Raw genomic sequence first — 19,562 nt, 5'->3', positions numbered from 1 at the left:
CGCCATGCCGGACGAATATAGAGATGATCTGACTATGTGGCAACCGCTGCATCGGCCGTGATCTCCGGCCAGATGCCGGCGCGGGGCGCGAACTGCGGCAGCGCACCGGGGAGCCGGCACGCGCAGCCGTGCCGGTTCACCTGTTCTGCTGCGCCTCCTTCTCGTCCAGCCAGCCGCCGGGTTCGGGATGGTAGCCGTAGGCGGCGGCGCGAACCGTGTCCTCGTCCTCCAGACCGGAGCCGATCGCGCCGCCGACGGTGGCCAGCGAGCTGATGATCCAGGCGAGTGTCAGGTAGTCCGGCAGGCCGACGGGTCGCTGCAGGCTCTGTTCCAGCACGGACGTGTCGATCAGCAGCGCCGCGGCGAGCGCCGTCCCGGTGAAAAGCACCAGGTAGGACACCGCCGTGGCCAGGGTGAGGGTGAGGATCGTGCCCAGGTTGAACAGCCGGGCCAGCTCAACCGGTGTCTCCGCGTCTGCTTTCTCCCAGAGGTCGTGTGCGGCGATCAGCCACACCACCAGCGCGGTCAGCCCGAGCAGCATGATCACGGTGAGCCGGAGGCCGCCGAGCGCATCGCCCATCTGCCAGATGGTGTCCGTGGTGAGCGCGAACGCCGCTGTGCCGAACGCGCCGACCAGCAACTTGGACAGGCCCAGCAGGGCCCGTCCTGGGCGATTGGCGCGGACCATCCCGGTCAGCAGCCGCACCCCGCCGACAAGCCGGGAGGCCACGTAGCGCAGATCCCCGGCGTCGGCCTCGCCGATCACCCGGCGGATGGCGGCGACCCGCCTTGCCAGCTGGGCCGGAGCCCAGTCGGCCGGCGGCACCCGCTCGTCGGAGGCGTCGGTGAGCAGCCGGCCCACGAGATCCGGAACGGCCGCGTGCACTCCTCGCAGCTGGCGCAACCCCAGCGCGGGCAGGGACACCACGGCGACTCGGCGCCGGGCCGAGCTCTGCGCGACCAGTGGCACCCGTTCGCTGTGTAGCGGCAGATCGGTCAGACAGATCGCCACGTCCCACCCGGCGTCGGCGCGCCGGCGGGCAAGGTCGTCGAGCAGCGCCTCAACGCCGCCGTCGCGTCGCGGCGCCACCTCGCCCCAGCCTTCCCGGACGACCCACCGCGCCTCCGCGTCCACCCGCTCGGCGAGCCGGCCGGCCAGCTCGGGCGCGAGCCGCGCGGCGACCCGTGCCGGGTAATCCGGCGGGGTTGCCACCAGACCGACGACGATCTCCGGCCGGGGTTGCTCGCTGGGCCTCATCGGAGCTCCTCACCGGTTCGCGACACGTGGCGGGCGGCCGGCTACCCCGGTTCGATCCACATACTCGAGCACGCGGGCTATCCCCGCAGGGTTTCGCGGGGGACGACTCCGTACCGGGCTCGGTATTCCGCGGCGAAACGACCCATGTGGGTGAAGCCGTAGCGGTAGGCGATGTCGGTGACGGTGTGCACCGAGGGATCGGATTGACGCAGGTGCTCATGCACCCGGGCGAGGCGTACGCGCCGCAGGTGGGTCATCGGCGACATCCCGACATGCCGCTGGAAACCCTGCTGCAGGCTTCGGATGCTGACGCCGGCGATGGCGGCGAGGTCGGCGACAGTGAACGGCTTGCCCGGCTCCGCCTGTACGGCCTCGACGACACGGCGGATCGCGCTCGGAGCCACCGCCGGCCTCGGACCCTCCAGCCGGTCGCGGTACGGGTGGTCCGCGGCGCCCAGCAGCCCCGCGACCACGGCTTCCCGCAGGCGAGCCCCGATGATCGGGTGGTTGATGAGGCCTTGAGGCTGATCGGCGTCGGCGGCCGTCAGCCGGAGGAGGCGCAGCCAACTGGCGCCCGGTCCACCGGTGATGTCGATGGTCGGTGCGAGCGTCACCGGCGAGCGGACTGGAGCGTCGAGCAGGCGGGCGAGTTCGTCCTCCAGCGCTGCACGGTCGATCTTCACGGCCAGCAGCCGGCAGTCGCCGTCCCACTTCTCGAGGTGCGTGTCACCGATCGGCTGGAAGACCGCCGCGGTCCTCGTCGTGGCCTGCAGGGGCACGTTCCGACCTTGCCGCCAGGTCAGCGAACCCGCCATCGGCAGATTGACGTGGTATGCGCCGAGCTCTCCGAATCGGATCTTCACGTCCGTGCCGAATTGAAGATCGCCGACGGTGAGGGCGTCCGACGGAGAAACATCGAAACGGCTCTGCCAGTTCCGCCGCCATGACAGCACATCGACAAAGCTCGAATAGTAATATCTGCCTAGGAATGCGCGGGCCTCGTCCACGTCACCAGAGGCATGGGTCACGACTGGCACCACCTCAGCATGACACCTGAAAGACCCCGTCTGCTACCGAAGCCAAAGCGGTTCCGCCGGGGTGGGCGGCAATGCCGCGGGGGCCGGCATGAAGACCGTGCGAGTTGGGGTGATCCCATGCCTAACTCCCGGCGGGAGGGGTATCCGCCGTCCGTATCAGGTGGGGCACGGTCGCCCGGGTGTCCACGTCGTCCTGCGCGGCAGGGCGCGACCGTTCGGTTGCTCCGCGGCCTGCACTTGGTCACCCTTCGAGCAGAAGGAGGCCCTGTGGCGGGCAACAGCCGGGAGCGGGGTCAGTCTGTGGCGAGTCGGCTGCTGCGGGTGCTCGACGCGTTCAGCGCCGCCCGCCCCGAACTCAGCCTCGCCGACATCAGCCGGACCACGGGCCTGCCGTCGGCCACTCTGTACCGTTTGCTGCGTGAGCTGACCGACCACGGAGCGATCCAGCGCACCTCCACCGGCCGGTACGCCGTCGGCCTGCGGCTGTGGGAGATCGGCAGGCTGGCCCCCGCGGTGTCCCGCCTCGACGAGGTGGCCGTCCCATACCTGGCAGCCCTCTACGAGGCAACACACGGAGCGTCGCATCTCGCCGTGCCCCTGGGCGCCGAGGCGCTGTGCGTCGTAGCGATCAGCGGGCTGCAAACTGTCCAGCCGGTGCTCCCGGCGGGTGCCCGCGTGCCGTTGGAGTCGCCGGGTATCGGACGCGTCCTGCTGGCCTATGCCTCGCCCGACGTGCTTGCCGAGGTGCTGGAGGGCGGCGGCCGGTCGACGTACCGGATCAGGCAGGAGCTGGTCGAGATCCGCCGGAGCGGAGTGGCGGTGACCGGCGTCGGGAGCCGGTCGTTCTCGGTGGCCGCTCCGCTCGTCGGCCCGCACGGCGCGGTGATGGCGGCCGTGTCCGTGGCGGTGCGCACCACCGGCGACTCGCTCGTGCTGATCCGAATGGTCCGCCGGGCGGCGGCCCGCATCTCCCGCGAACTGGGGACATCGGCCGACGCCGCGGTGCCTGGTCTGTGACGTCCGTGACGCTGCGCCCAAGTCAATCTTCCACTCAGTGAGGATCGGGGTGGAAACCGGCGGCATCCAGAGACGAATGTCGATCTCAGCCGGAGCGCCGACCCGCTGAGCGGTGGCGCGTCAGGAGGTGGCCGCGCGCATGCGACTGGGATACCACTCGATCACCTGGGGCGGAGTCGTCGGGGACGCCACCGGCGTGACCAGCGTCAAGGACCTGTACTACCGCGCCAACGGCGCCATGGACCAGGCCGTGCGGGACATCGCCGGCTGCGGCTACGCGGGCATCGAGATGTTCGACGGCAACGTGGCCTCGTACGCCGACCGGCCGGACGACCTGCGGGAGCTGCTCGGCACGGCCGGAATCGAGCTGGTCAGCGTGTACACCGGCGCGAACTTCATCTACGCCGACGCGCTGCGCGACGAGCTGTACCGCATCGAGCGGGCGGCGGAGCTGGCCGCCACGTTCGGCGCGCAGCGCCTCGTGGTCGGTGGGGGAGCACGGCGGGCGGCGGGGGTCGAACCTGAGGACTACAACCGGCTCGGCGAGGCGCTGGACCGGGTCACTGCGATCGCGGAGAGCAACGGCCTGAGCGCCGGCTACCACCCCCACCTGACCACGATCGTGGAGAGCCCCGACGAGCTGGACCGGCTGATGTCGCGTACCCGGATCGGCTTCTGTCCCGACACCGCGCACCTGGCCGCGGGCGGTGGCGACCCCGCCGCGCTGATCCGTCGCTACCCGGACCGCATCACCCATGTCCACCTCAAGGACCTGCGGCCGGATCCGGTGGAGTTCCTGCCGCTCGGCGCGGGTGTCCTCGACTTCGCCGACATCCTGCGCGCGGTGCGGGAAGCGCGGTACGACAGCTGGCTGATCGTCGAGCTGGACGCGTACGCGGGTGATCCGCGCGAGGCCGCCGAGACCAGCAAGGCCTACCTCGACAAACTGCTCGACACCGAGGGGCAGGCATGAAGCGATGCGTCGCGGCCGCCACCGCGCTCGTTCTGGTCACCGCGGGGTGCACGTATCCCGGCGCCGGCGCCAAGAAGGAGGCCCCAGGCGTGTCCCGGGTCGCCGAGACTCGCCTGCTCCAGCTGAAGGGTCAGGTGCTCAGCGACGGCCCGCACGGCGAGAAGCCGGCGCCGGCGTCCGCGGCCGACCTGACGCCGAACGAGATCGCGCAGGTGAAGGCGAAACACGCCACCGCCGCGATCGTCATGCACTACGCCGGCAACGACTGGGCCATCGCCCAGATCGCCGGCCTCAAGCACGAGTTCACCAATCTCGGTATCCGGGTGCTCGCCGTGACCGACGCCAACTTCAAGCCGGACCAGCAGGTCTCCAATCTCGAGACGGTGCTCAGCCAGAAGCCGGACATCATCGTCTCGATCCCCACCGACCCCGTCGCCACCGCCGACGCCTACAAGAGGGCGGCGGCCACCGGCGCCCGTCTGGTGTTCATGGACAACGTGCCGAACGGCATGGCCCCCGGCAGGGATTACGTCTCGATGGTCTCCGCCGACAACTACGGCAACGGCGTCGTCTCGGCCCATCTGCTGGCGAAGTCGCTGGGCGGCGAGGGGGAGATCGGCGTGATCTACCACGAGGCCGACTTCTTCGTCACCAAGCAGCGCTGGCAGGGCTTCACCGCCACGATCAAGCAGGACTACCCCGGCATCCGGATCGTCGAGGAGAAAGGCATCGCCGGGCCGGACTTCGCCGGCGACGCGCAGAACGTCGCGAACGCGTACCTCAGCCGGCACCCGAAACTCGACGGGATCTGGGCGGTGTGGGACGTACCCGCCGAAGGGGTGATGGCCGCGGCCCGGTCATACGGCCGCTACGACCTGGCTGTCGCCACCGAGGACCTCGGCAGGAACGTCGCCATCGCCCTCGCCAAGAACCAGATCGTGGTGGGTCTCGGCGCGCAGATGCCGTTCGACCAGGGCGTCACGGAGGCCCGGCTGGGGGCCGGCGCACTGCTCGGCAAGAGCGAACCCCCGTACGTGGCGCTGAGTGCCCTGCCGGTCGACCACACGAACGTGCTGGAGGCGTGGAAGCAGGTCTACCACTCCGATCCGCCCGAGTACCTGCGCGACTCGTACCAGAGGTGACGCGACATGGACGACCGGCCACTCGCCGTGCAGATGCGCGGTATCCACAAGGGCTTCTACGGCGTGCCGGTGCTGACCGACGTCGACTTCGAGGTGCGGCGCGGGGAGGTGCACGCGCTCGCCGGCGGCAACGGGGCGGGCAAGTCGACCCTGATGAAGATGCTCCAGGGCGTCTACCCGCTGGACCAGGGGGAGATCGTCGTCGACGGCAGGCCCGTGCATTTCTCCTCCATCCACGACGCCCGGGCGGCCGGTATCGGCATGGTCTTCCAGGAGTTCAGCCTGGTCCCTACCTTGACGGTGGCGCAGAACATCTACCTGACCACCGAGCCGCGGGGCGCAGCCGGCTTGATCGACGACCGGGAAGCCGGTCGCCGCGCCAGGTCGGTCTTCCGGGACATGGCCGTCGATGTCGACCCCGGCGCGCGGGTGGGCAGCCTGAGCACGGCGTACTGGCAGCTCACCGAGATCGCCAAGGCGCTCGCCCAGGACGCCCGGGTGCTGATCATGGACGAGCCCACGGCGAGCCTGGCCAAGCACGAGACCGAGGCTCTCTTCGAACTGGTGGAGCGGCTGAAGGCGCGCGACATCGCGGTCATCTACATCTCGCACCGGATGGACGAGGTGTACCGGATCGCGGACCGGATCACGATCCTGCGCGACGGGCGCCGCCTGTTCACCAGGAAGCTGGCCGAGATCACGCCCGCGGAGATCGTCGAGGGCATCGTCGGCAAGAAGATGGAGGGCGAACTCGAGTACCAGGAACGCCAGGGCCGGGCGGACGCCCGCCCGCTGCTGCAGGCCCGCGGCCTGTGCTCCGGGCGCCGGGTCCGCGGGGTGACCTTCGAGCTGTACGCCGGCGAGATCATCGGCCTCGCCGGGCTGATGGGCAGCGGCCGCACCGAGCTGGCCCGGTGCCTGTTCGGCATCGACAAGCTGGACGGCGGCGAGCTGCTCGTGCACGGCCGGCCCGTCGACGTGTCGAACCCGCGCGCGGCGATGGCCGCCAAACTCGCCCTCATTCCGGAGGACCGCCGGGAGCAGGGCCTCGTACTCGACCACTCGGTCATCGACAATCTGCTGCTGCCGCTGCTCGACCGGGTACGGCGAGGGCCGCTGCTCGACGACCGCGGCGGTCGCACGCTGGCGCGCCACCTCATCGACCGGTTCGCGGTCAAGGTGGCCCATCCGGAGCGTCCGGTGCGGCTGCTGTCCGGCGGCAACCAGCAAAAGGTCGTCATCGCCAAGTGGCTCGGCACCGAACCCGATGTCCTGATCATGGACGAGCCCACCGCCGGCGTCGACATCGGCACGAAGAGCGAGATCCTCGACATGATCCGCGGCCTGGCCGACGCCGGCAAGGGCGTCATCGTCATCTCGTCGGAGCTGCCGGAGCTGCTCGCCGTCAGCGACCGCGTGCTCGTCCTGCGCGACGGCAGCGTCCGACAGGAACTCGCCCGGCGCGACATCCCGGACGAAGAAGCCCTTCAGCTCGCGGTACAGGGAGTGTGAGCCATGGCCACGACCACCACCACGCCGTCGGGCCAGCAGACGGAGCCGGGCCGCGGGTCACTGCGCGACACCCTGCGCCGCATCGACTGGCACCGATACATCATCTACATCGGCTTCGCCGTGGTGTTCCTGTTCTTCGCGATCCTGCTCGGGGATCAAGGCTTCCTCAGCCCGAACAACCTGCTCAACATCTTCCGGCAGACCGCCACCGTGACCATCCTCGCTGTGGCGATGACCTTCGTCATCGCCTCCGCCGAGATCGACCTCAGCGTCGGGTCCGTCGCCGGCCTGTCCAGCGTCTGCGCCGCGATGGCGGTCTCGCACTACGGCATGATCGCCGGGATCATCGCCGGCCTGCTCGTCGGCGCAGTGGTCGGCGCCGTCAACGGCGGCCTCGTGAGCATGCTGGGCATCCCCTCCTTCCTGGTCACCCTGGGCATGCTGGGCATCGCGGTGGGCGTGGCGCAGTGGATCACCGACTCCGCACCGCAGCCGATCCTCAACGACGCGTTCAACCTGTTCTTCGGATCGGGGAACCTCGGCCCGATCCCGGGACTGCTGATCTGGACGGCCGTGTTCGTCATCGTCGGCGCGATCGTGCTCAACAAGACCCGCTTCGGGCGACAGGTCCTGGCCACCGGCGGCAACCGGATGGCGGCCGAGTTCACCGGCGTCAACACCAAGCGGATCAAGTTCCAGGTGCTTCTGCTCTCGGGGGTGGTCGCCGGCATCGTCGGCATGCTGTACGCGGGCCGCCTGCAGTCCGGCCGCTTCCAGTGGGGCACCGGCGACGAACTGTCCGCGATAGCCGCCGTCATCCTCGGCGGCACCAGCCTCTTCGGCGGCTCCGGGTCGGTGATCGGCACGCTGTTCGGCGCGCTGCTGATCGGTCTGATCAACAACGGTCTCATCCTGGCCGGTCTGGAGAGCAGCCAGCAGCAGGTCGTCCGCGGCGCCATCATCATCCTGGCCGTCGCGCTGGCCCGGAAGAAGTGACCGCCATGCGTTCCGGCATCATCGGCACCGGGTTCATCGGCGGAGTGCACGCCCGGGCCGTGCACGCCGCGGGCGGTGTGCTCAGCCGGGTCGCCGCCGGCAGCCCGCGGGAGGCGGCGGTGGCGGCCGAGCGACTGCACGCGCTGTCTGCTGCCGCCTCGGCCGAGGAGCTGATCTCCGCCGCCGATGTGGACGTCGTCCACATCTGCACCCCGAACGCGCTGCACGTGCCGCTGGCGCTGGCCGCACTCCAGGCGGGCAAGCACGTGATCTGTGAGAAGCCGCTGGCCACCGGCGTCGCCGACGCCCGGCGTCTGGTCGACGCCGCGGCCGAGGCCCGGGTGGTCACGGCTGTGCCTTTCGTCTACCGCTTCTATGCGACCGTACGGGAGGCACGCGCCCGCATCGGCGCCGGAGAGGCCGGCCGGCTGTGGCTGCTGCACGGCTCCTACCTACAGGACTGGCTGGCCGGCGGGGACGCGACGAACTGGCGGGTCGACCCGGCCCTCGGCGGGGCGTCCCGGACGTTCGGCGACATCGGCGTGCACTGGTGCGACCTGATGGAGTTCGCCACCGGGCATCGCATCAGCCGGCTCGTCGCCCGCCTGGCCGCCGCGTACCCGGACCGCCCCACCGAGGACGGCGCCGCCGTGCTGTTCGACACCGACCGCGGCGCCTCCGGTTCCGTCGTGGTCAGCCAGGCCACGCCCGGCCGCAAGAACCGGCTCTGGTTCTCCTTCGACGGACCCGACGCGTCGTACGCCTTCGACCAGGAGCTTCCCGATGCCCTCTGGGTCGGCGGGCAGCGCACCAGCCAGGTGGTTCCGCGCGGTCCGGACACCCTTTCGGAGTCCGCGGCGGCCTACTCCGGGCTGCCGGCGGGGCACCCGCAGGGTTACCAGGACTGCTTCACCGCGTTCGTGGCCGACGTGTACGGCGCCATCGGCGGCCAGAAGCCCGACGGGCTGCCCACCTTCACCGACGGCCTGCGGGCCGCGGTGCTCACCGCCGCCGTCGTCGAATCCGCCGCACAGTCGAGGTGGGTGGAGGTACCCCGATGAAGCCCGTGTTCTTCGATCCACACCAGCGTGCCACCGTCGAGGCGGCGATGGCACGCATCATCCCCACCGACGAAACCCCCGGCGCCCGTGAGGCGGGCACCATCGACTTCCTTGACCGGTACCTGTCGGGGCTCGATCACATCTACGCCAAGCCGGACGGCAGCGGCTTCGAAACCCTCCAGGGCCGCCGCGCCGACGCCTGGCAGCAGCGGCTGGACATCGTCCGGGACAAGTATCGGCACGGGATCGACGAGCTGGACCGGCGCGGCCGGGCCGGCTTCGGCGCCGCCTTCGCCGACCTCACCGGGTCCCAGCAGGACGACCTCCTGGCCGGAATGGAAACGGGTGGCGGCGAGCTGGAGACCGCCGAGACGGTCGCCGCGTGGTCGCCCGTGGAGACCCCGCTGCAACAGACCAGCGTCGAGATCGACCTCGACTTCCTGCCGCTGCTCGCCCTGCACACCCGGCAGGGCTTCTACGCCGACCCGATCTACGGCGGCAACCGCGACCGGATCGGCTGGGAGGTCATCGGCTTCCCCGGGCCCGCGTCGCTCGCCGAGGTGCACACCGGGCGGTACACCGTCCTGTCCTATTTCGCGGAGCCCGGTACGGAGGAACACCATGGCGCGTAAGGCGAAGCCCGAGCGGGCCGACGTGTGCATCATCGGGGCCGGGGCCTCCGGCGCTGCCGCCGCCAAGGTGCTCACCGAGCGCGGGCTGGGCGTCGTCGGACTGGAACGCGGCCCGTGGCGCACCAAGGAGACCTTCGGCGGGGACGAACTCGCCAACGTCAACCGCTACAACCTGTGGCCGGACCCGCTGCTGAACCCGCGCACGGTACGCACCTCGGCCGACGAGGAGGCGCGCATCGAGCTGTTCTGCCCGGTGCCGCAGATGGTGGGCGGCGGCACGGTGCACTGGCAGGGCTGGCTGCCCCGGTTCACCGAGAACGACTTCCGGCCCCGGACCGTCATCGGTGACCTGCCGGGCGCGACGCTCGCCGACTGGTCCATCACGTACGCCGACCTGGAGCCGTACTACGACAAGGTGGAGTGGGCATTCGGGGTCTCGGGTGCCGCAGGGGCCAACGTGTACGAGTCGCCGCGCACCCGCGGCTACCCGTGCCCCCCGATGCCCATGTCGCGGTACGCGAAGAAGTTCCACGCCGGCTGCGCCGCCCTCGGGTACAACTCGTTCCCCACGCCGCAGGCGGCACTGTCCCGCCCGTTCAACGGGCGCCCGGCAACGGTGGTCAGCGCCTTCGCCCAGCAGCACGGCGACCCCACCGGCACCCGGTCCAGCGCGCTCAACGTGTTCATCCCCGATGCCGTGGCGACCGGCCGCTACGACCTGCGCCCCGACTCGTACGTCCGCGAGCTGACTGTCGACGCGCTCGGCCGGGTCGCATCGGCCGTGTACGCCGACGCCGACGGTGACCTCGTCGAGCAGGAGGCGGACGTGTTCGTCCTCGCCTGTGGCGCCGTCGAGTCGGCTCGGCTGCTGTTGCTGTCGCGCTCCGGCCGGTATCCGAACGGCCTGGCCAACGGCAGCGACCTGGTCGGGCGCAATGTCACCTTCCACGAGTACAGCGCCGCGGTCGGCCTGTTCGACGATCCGATCTACGCCTGGGCCGGCGGCGGGTACGTCAGCGCCAGCAGCTTCCAGTTCTACGAGCATGACGACTCCCGTGGCTTCGCCAGCGGCGGCCACATCGCCTGCGCCGGCGTCGGCATCCCCCTGCCGATCAACTGGAGCCTGCCGGACCGTCCGCTGTGGGGCCCCGAGGCCAAGCGCATGGACCGGGAGTACTTCAACCACAGCATGGCCGTGGCCATGGTCGTGCACGACATGCCGCAGCACGACAACCGGGTCGACCTCGACGAGAAGGTCACCGACGCCTGGGGCCTGCCGGCCGCCCGGATCACCCTCACACCGCACCCCAACGACCTGGCGATGGGACGGTGGCTCATCGACCGCAACGCGGAGATCCTCGACGCCGCCGGCGCCCACAAGACCTACCGCGTCTACATCGACCGCATCACGGGCAACTGCTCCCACCAGCACGGCACCACCCGGATGGGTGACGATCCGGAGACGTCCGTGCTGGACCGCGACTGCCGGGCACACGAGGTGGACAACCTGTTCGTGGTCGACGGCGGGCCGTTTCCCACCGCGACCGGGGCCAACCCGACCCTGACCATCATGGCCAACGCCTGGCGAGTCGCCGAACGGATAGCGGACGGCCACTCGGCGCCGGGGCGTTGAAGGCAGGCGGTCGCGGTGGGCAGAGTCGCCGGCATACCCGGCCGGTCCCCGCAGCTTGCCGGTCATGCTGCCGCTGTAGCCGCACAGCCGTCGCAGTCGTCGGCGCGAGATCGGCCGGGCTCCGGTAGCGGCCGGCCCGGTCCTTGGCGAGCAGCCGCGTGACCGCCTCGGCCGGCAGCCGGTCGATGTCCGGCAGCAGCGCCCGGAGGCCCGGCCCGGGCGCGGTGGTGTGGGGAGGCGGCAGCCAGCCGACGTCCGAGGCATCGAACGGCGGCCGGTCAGGCTCTCGAAGAGCATGACGCCGAGAGCGTCGAGGTCCGAGCGGCCGTTCACCGGGCGCTTCAGCATGCCTGACTGCTCGCCATCCGTGAATGCCGTCCGGCGAGTCAGGATTAAGCCGGATCCGTCCTCACGAACCGAATCTTTGGCGGAATCCGGATAATCGATTCGCTTACCAGCGCGCGCGTCCGTGCGCAGCGGCCTATCGTTCACACCTGCAACGCATCGGTGGGAGGTCGACTGCGCCGTGCCACCGTGGGCTTTGCAGCGACAGGGACGACGTCAGTGGTTGTGTCGGCGCTGTGCTCGACGAGTGGCAGTCGGCGGAAGAGGGGCTCGGATGCGTGGGCGCGTCAGGTCAGGAGAGGACCAGTGAGCGTCTTCTGGTCAACGGTCTCCCAAGGTATGGATGACGGCTTGACCGCTATTGTCGTGGCCGCACCAGACGGTGGTGAGGTGACCATCAAGCTGTGCGGGAGTATCGACCGGCAATCATGCGCGATTGTCAGCGAGACGTTTCTCGGAGCCCTGGCGGACCATGCTGCCGAGCGGATCGTCCTCGACGTGGCAGGTGTCGACTTCTGCGACGTCGCAGGGGTGCGGGTGCTGGTCGCCGCGCATCGTCATGCTGCCGCCTGTGGCGTTACATGCTCGATCGTGAACCCACGAGAACACATCCGTTGGCTTTTCGGGGCCATGGGGACAGCAGCTGTTCTGGAAGTCGCTGGTGGCTGACCGTCCGGCAAGGAAGTCGCATCCTTCGCATCGTGCGGAACTGAACCCAGACATCCGCGATTCGCTCGGGATCACGAAGCGCAGTCCGCGGGCCTGAGTCTCGGCCGGAGCCGGGGCCGGATACGCATCAACGCCGCACAATCGGCGAAGATGCACTTCGCCGATTGTGCGCAAGGCGAACCCCGTGCCGACTGCTTCTCGGGCGGCTCGCAGATCGGCTGGTGCCTCGTTATTTGGATATCGCCGACGGCTGTGGGTGGCCGCCGAGCTCGTTCGGTTGAGAAAGCACCGCGTGCCGGTAGCTGATCAGGTCGTGGTGCCGGCGCAGCACGGTCCCCGGACGGGCCCGCAGCGGGACGCTACGGACCGCGTCGTGCAGTAGATGAGGGCAGCGGCGCGGGGGAGTAACGCGCGGTCGGCGGGAAGACGATATCTGTTGTCGGGGCAGGATCTCCGCGTCTTTGCCCGCGCCCCGGAGCCGATCATTTCTCGATAATCCTCAGCATTTCCTCCGAAGTGCCGACTGGGTTGGCATGGAGGGCGCAACCTTTTCGCGGCCGGGTCCTGCGCCGGTCGAGCGGTTGCCCGAGGACGCGGCGCGCCTCGACGACACTGCCATGACGGCGCGGTGGCTGGCGCAGACGATCTCGACCATGGCGGCGGCCGCGAACCCCGCGGAGGTGGTACGCCTCGTCGTGGAGCGGCTCGCGGAGGCGATGGAGGCCGACGCGGTAGCGGTGATCGAGCATGGCGCGATTGTCGCTATGCGTGGGCCGGCAGCGCCCGATCAGGTGCTGTCGACCGCCTCCGGCCGCCAGGATCACAGCCATCGGGCGGTGGTACCGGTGCCGACGTTCATGCCACATGCCTCGCCCGGGGATCGCGAGATGGAACTCGTGCTGATCAGCCTCCATCTCGGTCCGGCTGTCATGGCGTCCGTCGAGGCCGTCGCTGCGGCTTTGGGCATGCGCTTGTCCGATCTGCGCAGATCGCATGCGCGTTCCACGCCCGCAGGAACGGCTTCTGCCTGCGTTACCGGGTCGGATGCGGTCCGGTTGCTGGAGCGGGTGTCCGTGGTGCAGCGGGCCATCGCCCGCCAGGCACCCTTGGACGAGATCTTCCGCACGGTGACGGCACAGACGCAGGCACTGCTGGGCGATGACATCGTTGCACTCGCGTTGCGCGACGGCGACGACCCCGATCTGCTTCAGTTGGTCGCTGCCCAGGGTTTCCCGGATGATGTGCTGCATCGACTGTGGTCCACCCCTGTGGCAGCGGGCGGTGTCTCAGGGCAGGCGGTGCAGCGCCGGGAGCTCGTGGTGTTCGACCGGTACGCCGAGTCCTCGCACGCGCTTCGAGACGGCGTCGATGCCGGCGTGCAGACCGCGATGGCGGCGCCCGTGGTGCACGAGGGACGAGTACTGGGCAGTCTGTTCGTGGCGTCCCTGCGCCCGGAGCGGGTATACGGCGCCGCCGACCGGGACATCTTGGCCGCTTTCGCCGGCCACATCGGCGTGGCCATCCAGTCGGCGCGAGCCGTGGACGGCCTTCACCATGCCTTCCGCGACCCATTGACCGGTTTGGCGAGCCGGGCGCTGCTCCTCAACCGGCTGGCCCACAGCCTCGCCCACGCCCACCGTGACGGCGAATGTGTTGCGGTGCTGCTGGTCGACCTGCATCGGTTCCGGGCCGTCAATGACGCGGCAGGTCACTCTGCGGGAGACGCGATCTTGCTCGGGGCCGGTGCACGTCTGCGCAACCTCGCCCGGGAGACCGATACTGTCGCGCGCTTCGGTGGCGACGAATTCGCGGTGCTGCTGCAGGGAGCGGAGCAGGCTGAGCACGTCACCGCATTCGCCCGCCGAGTGATTGCCGGCCTCGCCAAGCCGTTCACCCACGGCCACGACGGCGAGGTGACAATCGGCTGTCACGTCGGAATTGCGTTCAGCGGACCCGGCGCAGACACGGCCGAAACATTGCTGCAGGGTGCGGACTTGGCATTGATCGCCGCCAAGCAGCGAAGTGTGAACAACTACGAGGTCTTCCGGCCGGCGATGCAGGCGGCCCTTCGCGTACGAACCGAGATGGATGCCGACCTGCGGTACGCGGTCGAACGGGGCGAGATGGAGGTCCTCTACCAGCCGATCGTCAACCTCCGCGACGCGACTGTCGCCGGCTGTGAGGCGCTGGTGCGGTGGCGCCACCCGAAACGAGGGCTGGTATCCCCGGCCGACTTCATCTCACTCGCCGAACAAAACGGCGCCATCGGGTCCATCGGCAGATGGGTGCTGCAGCAGGCGTGCCGACAGACCGCGCTGTGGAACCGCGGACGTCCGCACGCGCCCCTGTACGTGGCGGTGAACCTGTCCGGACGACAGCTTGAGCAACCCTCGCTGTCCGGCGATGTCGCCCGGGTATTACGCGACAGCGGCCTCGAAAGCGACCGGCTGGTTCTCGAACTGACCGAGTCCGTATTGGTGGAGGACTCTCCCGCCACTTCGGAGCAGCTGCGCAGGCTGACGGATCTGGGCGTGCGCCTGGCCGTGGACGACTTCGGCACCGGCTACTCGTCGCTGGCTTACCTGCGCCGATTTCCGATCGACATTCTCAAAATCGACAAGTCGTTCGTGGACGACGTGGCCACCTCCGCCGTCAGCGCGGCCCTCGCCGAAGGTATCGTTCATCTGGCCCACAGCATGGGCCTGGCCACGGTCGCCGAGGGCGTCGAAAGCGCCGACCAGTGCGGTCCCCTGCTGAGCAGTGGATGCGAATTCGCGCAAGGTTACTACTTCGCCAAGCCCTTGAGCGCCGCCGAATGTGGGGAGCAGGTGCTCGGTGAGGGTCGACTCGGCGACGTGGCGCCGCGGCTGTGGCCGAGTGCAACCACCTGATCGTCCGCGGCGGCTCCAGCGAGGGGTGCAGCCTCAAGGTGCACGACTGCTACCGGCCGCAGCGAGCTGCCCTCACCGATGGCATCCCGGCACCCGCCAGGGTCAGTGGCGCAGGTGCGAGCGTCGTAGCCGGATCCAGCGGTAGCCGAGACCATCGAGCTCGAGATCGCCCAGGTCGAGATCCGGGTACTCGCGGTCGCTGAACACCTCCACCGGCTGGCTGCCGTCCTCGATGTGCACCGGCAGGCTGATCCGGGCCGGACGGTCGCTCAGGTTGTGCAGGAACACGATCGACCCGCTGGGGACATCGGCGCGGTGCGCGAACACGTGTGCCGGCTCCACCCGTATCACGCGGTGGTCGCCGACGCCGATCTCGCCGCACTCGAGCCTGGTGTGCAGCATCCGTTCGAACCACACCAACAGCGAGTCCGGGTCCCGGCGCTGGTCGGTCACGTTGACCTGTTCGTAGGAGTACGGGCCCTCGCTGATCATGGGACGGACCAGGTCCTGCGCCCCCGCGGTGCTGAAGCCGGCGTTGGTGGTGGCCGACCACTGCATGGGCGTACGGATCGCGTCACGCTCCGGCAGCCGCAGGTCCTCGCCCATGCCGATCTCATCGCCGTAGCGCAGCACCGGGGTGCCAGGCATGGTGAACTGAAGGCTGTGCGCCATCCGCAGCCGGCGCTGGCCGCCGTCGAGCATCGTGGCCAGCCGGCGGCGAATGCCGCGGCCGTAGAGTTGATGGCGGCGTTCCGGGCCGAACGCGGCGAAGACCGTCTCCCGCTCGGATTCCCGCAGATTCGACAGGTCGACTTCGTCGTGGTTGCGCAGAAACGTGGCCCATTGCCCGTGGCGCGGCAACCGGGGCAGCGCGGCGAGCGCATCTGCGACCGCTGTGGAATCCTGCCGCGCCAGAGACAACATGAGTGCCTCGTTGAGCCGGAAAGCGAAGAGCATCTGCAGCCGGTTCGCCGCTCCGTCCGCACTGCCGAAGAACCGGATCAGGTCGTCATCGGGCACGTTGGCCTCGGCGAGAAAAACCGCGTCGCCGCGGCGCCAGGACGTCCGCTCGCGCAGCTCGGTGAGTACCGAGTAGTCGCGGTTCTCCGGGTCTCCGCCCGGTTCAGTGCATTCGATCATGAAGGGGGCGGCGTCGATGCGAAACCCGCTCACCCCGAGCCGCTCCCAGAACGACACGATCTTGGCGAGCTCCTCGCGTACGTCCGGGTTGGTGATGTTGAGATCGGGCTGGAAGTCGTGGAAGCGGTGGTGGTACCAGGCACCGGCCTGGTCGCTGTAGGTCCACGTCGTCTCCTGAACACCGGGGAAGATCATGCCCTCGCGGCGGTCGGGCGGTTCCTGCTCGGACCAGACGTACCAGTCGCGGTGTGCCGAGCGGGGGTCGGAGCAGGCTGACGTGAACCATGGATGCCCGGCGCTGGTGTGGTTCAGCACCAGATCCAGCATGATGCGCAGGCCACGCTCGTCGGCGACGTTCATCAGCTCGGCGAAGTCACCCAGACTGCCGAGGGTCGGGTCGATGTTGTAGTGGTCGATGACGTCGTACCCGCCGTCGCGCCATGGGCTGGGGTGGATGGGACTCAACCACAGCGTCGTCACCCCGAGTCGGCCGAGGTAGTCGATCCGGCTGATCAGGCCGCGCAGGTCGCCGATGCCGTCGCCGTTGGAGTCCTGGAAAGCCCGCACATCCAGGTTGTAGATGACACCGTTGCGGTACCAGCGCTCGGCCACCCTCACCCCTCGACATTCTCCAGCCGTCCGGCCCCGTCCCACGTGCGCGCCAGGCTCGGTGTCGGTCGGTGGTCCGTCGAATGCCGGCCCCGACCGCCGACTGAACGTGCCGGGATGGAACTCCTGTCAAACACTCACTCAGGATTGCCGTTTCTGCGGGCGAGGTCCATTGGCAGCACTGCCGATAGCGCCGACGAACGTTTGAAGAAAGGGGGTGGAGTCGGCATTTCTGCCACTATCGACCCGAAGGAACTGCCATGTGTAATGGAGTCGCCGGAGCACAGGAATCCACGACGAGGGGGCAATGAAGGCGATGCCTCCTGCGGCTTCATGATTCCTGGACGAGGCGATACGGGATGAACAGGCCACCGCGCATCGCGAGCACGGCGGCGGCCGTACGGGTCGGCGCGCACAGCTTCGTCCGGATGTGCTCGAGGTGAGCCGCGGCGGTCCGCGCGGTGATGGACAGCCGGGCCGCGATGCCTTGGTTGGCGTACCCCTCGATCACCAAGCCGAGAACGACCAGTTCCCGCAGCGTCAGACCGTAGAGGTCTCCCGGAGGTGAGATCACGACGAGCCCGACGAGGTCGTCGGGCGTGCCCTGCGGGCAGGCGAGTCCGGTGACCCGGACGTAGCGCTGCCGGCCCGCGGCCGCCGGAACCGGGCAGAGGAATGCCGTGTGCCGGACCTGGTCGGTCAGACTGTCGACCGTTGTCGTCACCAGGTCGGGACATTCGGTGAGTGCGGGATCGGCGGTCATCCCCGGCAGTGGTGTTACCGCGCCTCGGCGGTCCACGGTGACGGCGGCCGTGGCGCCACGGACCAGCCGCGCCAGCCCGGCCAAGGAGTTCATCGGGTCGAGAACAGCGGTGATGGCTTGCGCGATCACCTGCATCGCGTCCCGGGCGTCCGCGGTCGGCTGGTCGGCCGCTTCTGTGTGCAGGGTGAGCAAGCCCAGGTGACGGCCGTCCGGAGTGATGAGCGGAGCTCCGAGGCCTCCCCGGAAACCGGCCGGCAACCAGTGCGCGGACCAGCACGACAGCTCGGCTATGCCCGCCGGCGCGTCGCACAAGCGCAGGGGCCGGCGTCGCTGCAGCAGACCGGTGGCCTTTCTGAGCTCTGTCAGCTCCTCGGATCCCATGTATGCCCGGCTGTCCGCATCGTGACCCGCGGATGCGACTGTGGTGTAGTGGCGGTGATCCGCGTCGAGCGTGCCGATCCACATCGCGGCGAACGGAACCAGCTGCCTCATCGGATCCCACAGGAAAGCCAGATCTTCCGCCGGGTCGCCGCCCGGCGGGACCCTGTCGACCTCCGCCGCGAGATCCAAAGCGACCGCTAGCAACTCCGTCACCGGTTACACCTCCTTGCGAGGGACGGGGCAAGTAGCAGTGCATACCCTCGGCCAACAGCGGCAAACTGCCGTGTTCGCCTCTGATGGTGGAAACCTGCGCGGCCCGCTCGCCGGCACAACCGACCCGCGGCCCGGGAAACGGAAGCGTAGGTCTCCCCGAGCCGGGAAAGCCGCCCGAACCCGACAACCTCGTCAAGGAGCGGCTCATGACTCTCAGCCACCGGCAGTCCCCGGAGATCGTCGTCGGACTGGTCGCCACCCCGCCCGACCACCCGGCCCAGGTCGTCGCGCGGCTCGCCGCCGAGCTGGGCGACCGGCTCGCCGAGCGGGTGGACGCCGGCGTGCGATGGACTGTCCGGGACGGCTGGGGGAGGTGGCGCCGCGGCGTGACGGGGGCGCGGAGGGACTGCTGGACGATCTCGCCCGTCGGCGTACTGACGACGGGTGGGACGTCGCGATCTGCCTGACCGACCTGCCCCTGCACAGTGACAATGTGCCTTTGGTCGCGCAGGCGTCGGCTCGGCGCCGAGTCGCGATGGTGTCCCTTCCCGCGCTGGGTCTGCGCCAGCTGCAAGCCGCCCGTGCGGTCGTGCCGGAGCTGGTGGGCCGTCTGCTCGCCGACACCTCCGACCGGCCGGTCGAGCCGGTGGAGCGGGTCGCAGCCATTCATCGAGTGGTCGGTGACGGCGGAGAGCTACGCTACATCGCCTCGCGGCTGCACGGCCGGGTGCGGCTGCTGACCGGAATGGTGCGTGCCAACCGTCCGGGGCGCGCTCTGCTGGGCCTGTCCAAGCTTCTGGTCGGTGCGTTCGGCACGGCCGCGCTCGCGCTCACCACGCAGACCATATGGCAGATGGGCGACACGCTCGGCGGACTCCGTCTCACAGTCATCATGGTTCTCAGCCTGATCGCGCTGGTGGCCTGGCTGATCGTCGCGCACGACCTGTGGGAGAAGCCGGACGGGCAGACGCCGCCCGAGCTGGCCCGGCTGTTCAATGTGGGTACCATCCTCACCCTCGGCCTGGCCACGGCGGTGTCCTACCTGGTGCTGTTCGCAGGAACGGTGCTCGGCGCGGCGCTGCTGATCGACACGTCCTTGCTGGAACAGGCGTTGAAGCGGCCGGCCCATGTCACCGACTACCTGATGCTCGGCTGGATCATCAGCTCGATGGCCACCGTGGGCGGAGCGATCGGCTCCGGTCTGGAAGACGAGGAAACCGTGCGGGCCGCGGCTTACGGGTACCATCCCGAACCAGACGGCTATCAGGAGGAGGACCGCTGACCGGCCGG

At 69.4% G+C, this 19,562-nt stretch carries 16 protein-coding genes; 12 read left to right on the top strand and 4 right to left on the bottom strand.

Annotated elements, in window-relative coordinates; all coding sequences use genetic code 11:
* Positions 1-136 precede the first annotated feature (136 nt).
* Both AB0K03_RS36245 and AB0K03_RS36240 read right to left on the bottom strand, forming a co-directional pair.
* Positions 137-1,258 carry a hypothetical protein gene (locus tag AB0K03_RS36245; RefSeq protein ID WP_364694981.1) on the bottom strand — a complete coding sequence of 374 codons (1,122 nt, stop codon included), beginning with the start codon at positions 1,256-1,258 and terminating at the stop codon, positions 137-139.
* A 77-nt stretch (positions 1,259-1,335) separates the two neighbouring features.
* A complete protein-coding gene (locus AB0K03_RS36240) occupies positions 1,336-2,265 on the bottom strand; it encodes an AraC family transcriptional regulator (protein WP_364694978.1) in 930 nt (309 codons plus the stop codon).
* A 330-nt stretch (positions 2,266-2,595) separates the two neighbouring features.
* On the opposite strand from AB0K03_RS36240, the gene AB0K03_RS36235 reads away from it, so the two are divergent.
* From AB0K03_RS36235 to AB0K03_RS36190, 10 genes are all read left to right on the top strand, one after another.
* Entirely contained in the window at positions 2,596-3,312 is a 717-nt protein-coding gene (locus tag AB0K03_RS36235; protein ID WP_364694976.1) for a helix-turn-helix domain-containing protein, read from the top strand.
* A gap of 139 nt (positions 3,313-3,451) precedes the next feature.
* Positions 3,452-4,285, top strand: coding sequence for a sugar phosphate isomerase/epimerase (locus AB0K03_RS36230; RefSeq protein ID WP_364694974.1), 834 nt, complete (start codon positions 3,452-3,454; stop codon positions 4,283-4,285).
* Entirely contained in the window at positions 4,282-5,427 is a 1,146-nt protein-coding gene (locus AB0K03_RS36225; protein ID WP_364694972.1) for a substrate-binding domain-containing protein, read from the top strand. Before AB0K03_RS36230 ends, AB0K03_RS36225 begins: the two co-directional genes overlap by 4 nt.
* Positions 5,428-5,433: 6 nt before the next feature.
* Positions 5,434-6,939 carry a sugar ABC transporter ATP-binding protein gene (locus tag AB0K03_RS36220; RefSeq protein WP_364694969.1) on the top strand — a complete coding sequence of 502 codons (1,506 nt, stop codon included), beginning with the start codon at positions 5,434-5,436 and terminating at the stop codon, positions 6,937-6,939.
* 3 nt (positions 6,940-6,942) lie between these two features.
* Positions 6,943-7,935 carry an ABC transporter permease gene (locus tag AB0K03_RS36215; RefSeq protein ID WP_364694966.1) on the top strand — a complete coding sequence of 331 codons (993 nt, stop codon included), beginning with the start codon at positions 6,943-6,945 and terminating at the stop codon, positions 7,933-7,935.
* Between the two features lie 5 nt (positions 7,936-7,940).
* The gene (locus tag AB0K03_RS36210) at positions 7,941-8,996 is read left to right on the top strand and encodes a Gfo/Idh/MocA family oxidoreductase (protein WP_364694963.1); all 1,056 of its coding nucleotides are present in this window, start codon (positions 7,941-7,943) and stop codon (positions 8,994-8,996) included.
* Positions 8,993-9,628 (top strand): gluconate 2-dehydrogenase subunit 3 family protein, encoded by a 636-nt coding sequence (locus AB0K03_RS36205; RefSeq protein ID WP_364694960.1) that lies wholly within the window; start codon positions 8,993-8,995, stop codon positions 9,626-9,628. Before AB0K03_RS36210 ends, AB0K03_RS36205 begins: the two co-directional genes overlap by 4 nt.
* Positions 9,618-11,261: a GMC family oxidoreductase gene (locus AB0K03_RS36200; RefSeq protein ID WP_364694957.1), complete on the top strand. Its 1,644-nt coding sequence runs from the start codon at positions 9,618-9,620 to the stop codon at positions 11,259-11,261. Before AB0K03_RS36205 ends, AB0K03_RS36200 begins: the two co-directional genes overlap by 11 nt.
* A gap of 651 nt (positions 11,262-11,912) precedes the next feature.
* Positions 11,913-12,275 (top strand): STAS domain-containing protein, encoded by a 363-nt coding sequence (locus AB0K03_RS36195; protein WP_364694954.1) that lies wholly within the window; start codon positions 11,913-11,915, stop codon positions 12,273-12,275.
* A gap of 533 nt (positions 12,276-12,808) precedes the next feature.
* Positions 12,809-15,166, top strand: coding sequence for a bifunctional diguanylate cyclase/phosphodiesterase (locus AB0K03_RS36190; RefSeq protein WP_364694951.1), 2,358 nt, complete (start codon positions 12,809-12,811; stop codon positions 15,164-15,166).
* Positions 15,167-15,268: 102 nt separating this feature from the next.
* Here the strand turns inward: AB0K03_RS36190 and AB0K03_RS36185 are convergent, their stop codons facing one another.
* Positions 15,269-16,918 carry an alpha-amylase family protein gene (locus tag AB0K03_RS36185; RefSeq protein WP_364694948.1) on the bottom strand — a complete coding sequence of 550 codons (1,650 nt, stop codon included), beginning with the start codon at positions 16,916-16,918 and terminating at the stop codon, positions 15,269-15,271.
* A gap of 328 nt (positions 16,919-17,246) precedes the next feature.
* Complete coding sequence (locus tag AB0K03_RS36180; RefSeq protein ID WP_364694945.1) at positions 17,247-18,272, bottom strand: helix-turn-helix transcriptional regulator; 1,026 nt, start codon at positions 18,270-18,272, stop codon at positions 17,247-17,249.
* Between the two features lie 206 nt (positions 18,273-18,478).
* Between AB0K03_RS36180 and AB0K03_RS36175 the strand changes: the two genes are divergently transcribed.
* Positions 18,479-18,739: a hypothetical protein gene (locus AB0K03_RS36175; protein WP_364694942.1), complete on the top strand. Its 261-nt coding sequence runs from the start codon at positions 18,479-18,481 to the stop codon at positions 18,737-18,739.
* A 26-nt stretch (positions 18,740-18,765) separates the two neighbouring features.
* On the top strand, positions 18,766-19,554 hold the full coding sequence (locus AB0K03_RS36170) for a hypothetical protein (protein ID WP_364694939.1): 789 nt from the start codon (positions 18,766-18,768) through the stop codon (positions 19,552-19,554).
* The last annotated feature ends 8 nt before the right edge of the window (positions 19,555-19,562 follow it).

This window comes from Actinoplanes sp. NPDC049316, assembly GCF_040677315.1.
Lineage (GTDB): Bacteria > Actinomycetota > Actinomycetes > Mycobacteriales > Micromonosporaceae > Actinoplanes.
This window is presented reverse-complemented; position numbering and strand designations above follow the sequence as displayed.

What these genes read in the sequence shown, in the direction of transcription:
- AB0K03_RS36230 (WP_364694974.1), top strand. Translation starts at nt 3,452, where the DNA reads ATGCGACTGGGATACCACTCGATCACCTGGGGCGGAGTCGTCGGGGAC.
- AB0K03_RS36200 (WP_364694957.1), top strand. Translation starts at nt 9,618, where the DNA reads ATGGCGCGTAAGGCGAAGCCCGAGCGGGCCGACGTGTGCATCATCGGG.
- AB0K03_RS36215 (WP_364694966.1), top strand. Translation starts at nt 6,943, where the DNA reads ATGGCCACGACCACCACCACGCCGTCGGGCCAGCAGACGGAGCCGGGC.
- AB0K03_RS36190 (WP_364694951.1), top strand. Translation starts at nt 12,809, where the DNA reads ATGGAGGGCGCAACCTTTTCGCGGCCGGGTCCTGCGCCGGTCGAGCGG.
- AB0K03_RS36220 (WP_364694969.1), top strand. Translation starts at nt 5,434, where the DNA reads ATGGACGACCGGCCACTCGCCGTGCAGATGCGCGGTATCCACAAGGGC.
- AB0K03_RS36225 (WP_364694972.1), top strand. Translation starts at nt 4,282, where the DNA reads ATGAAGCGATGCGTCGCGGCCGCCACCGCGCTCGTTCTGGTCACCGCG.
- AB0K03_RS36205 (WP_364694960.1), top strand. Translation starts at nt 8,993, where the DNA reads ATGAAGCCCGTGTTCTTCGATCCACACCAGCGTGCCACCGTCGAGGCG.
- AB0K03_RS36245 (WP_364694981.1), bottom strand. Translation starts at nt 1,258, where the DNA reads ATGAGGCCCAGCGAGCAACCCCGGCCGGAGATCGTCGTCGGTCTGGTG.
- AB0K03_RS36210 (WP_364694963.1), top strand. Translation starts at nt 7,941, where the DNA reads ATGCGTTCCGGCATCATCGGCACCGGGTTCATCGGCGGAGTGCACGCC.
- AB0K03_RS36175 (WP_364694942.1), top strand. Translation starts at nt 18,479, where the DNA reads ATGACTCTCAGCCACCGGCAGTCCCCGGAGATCGTCGTCGGACTGGTC.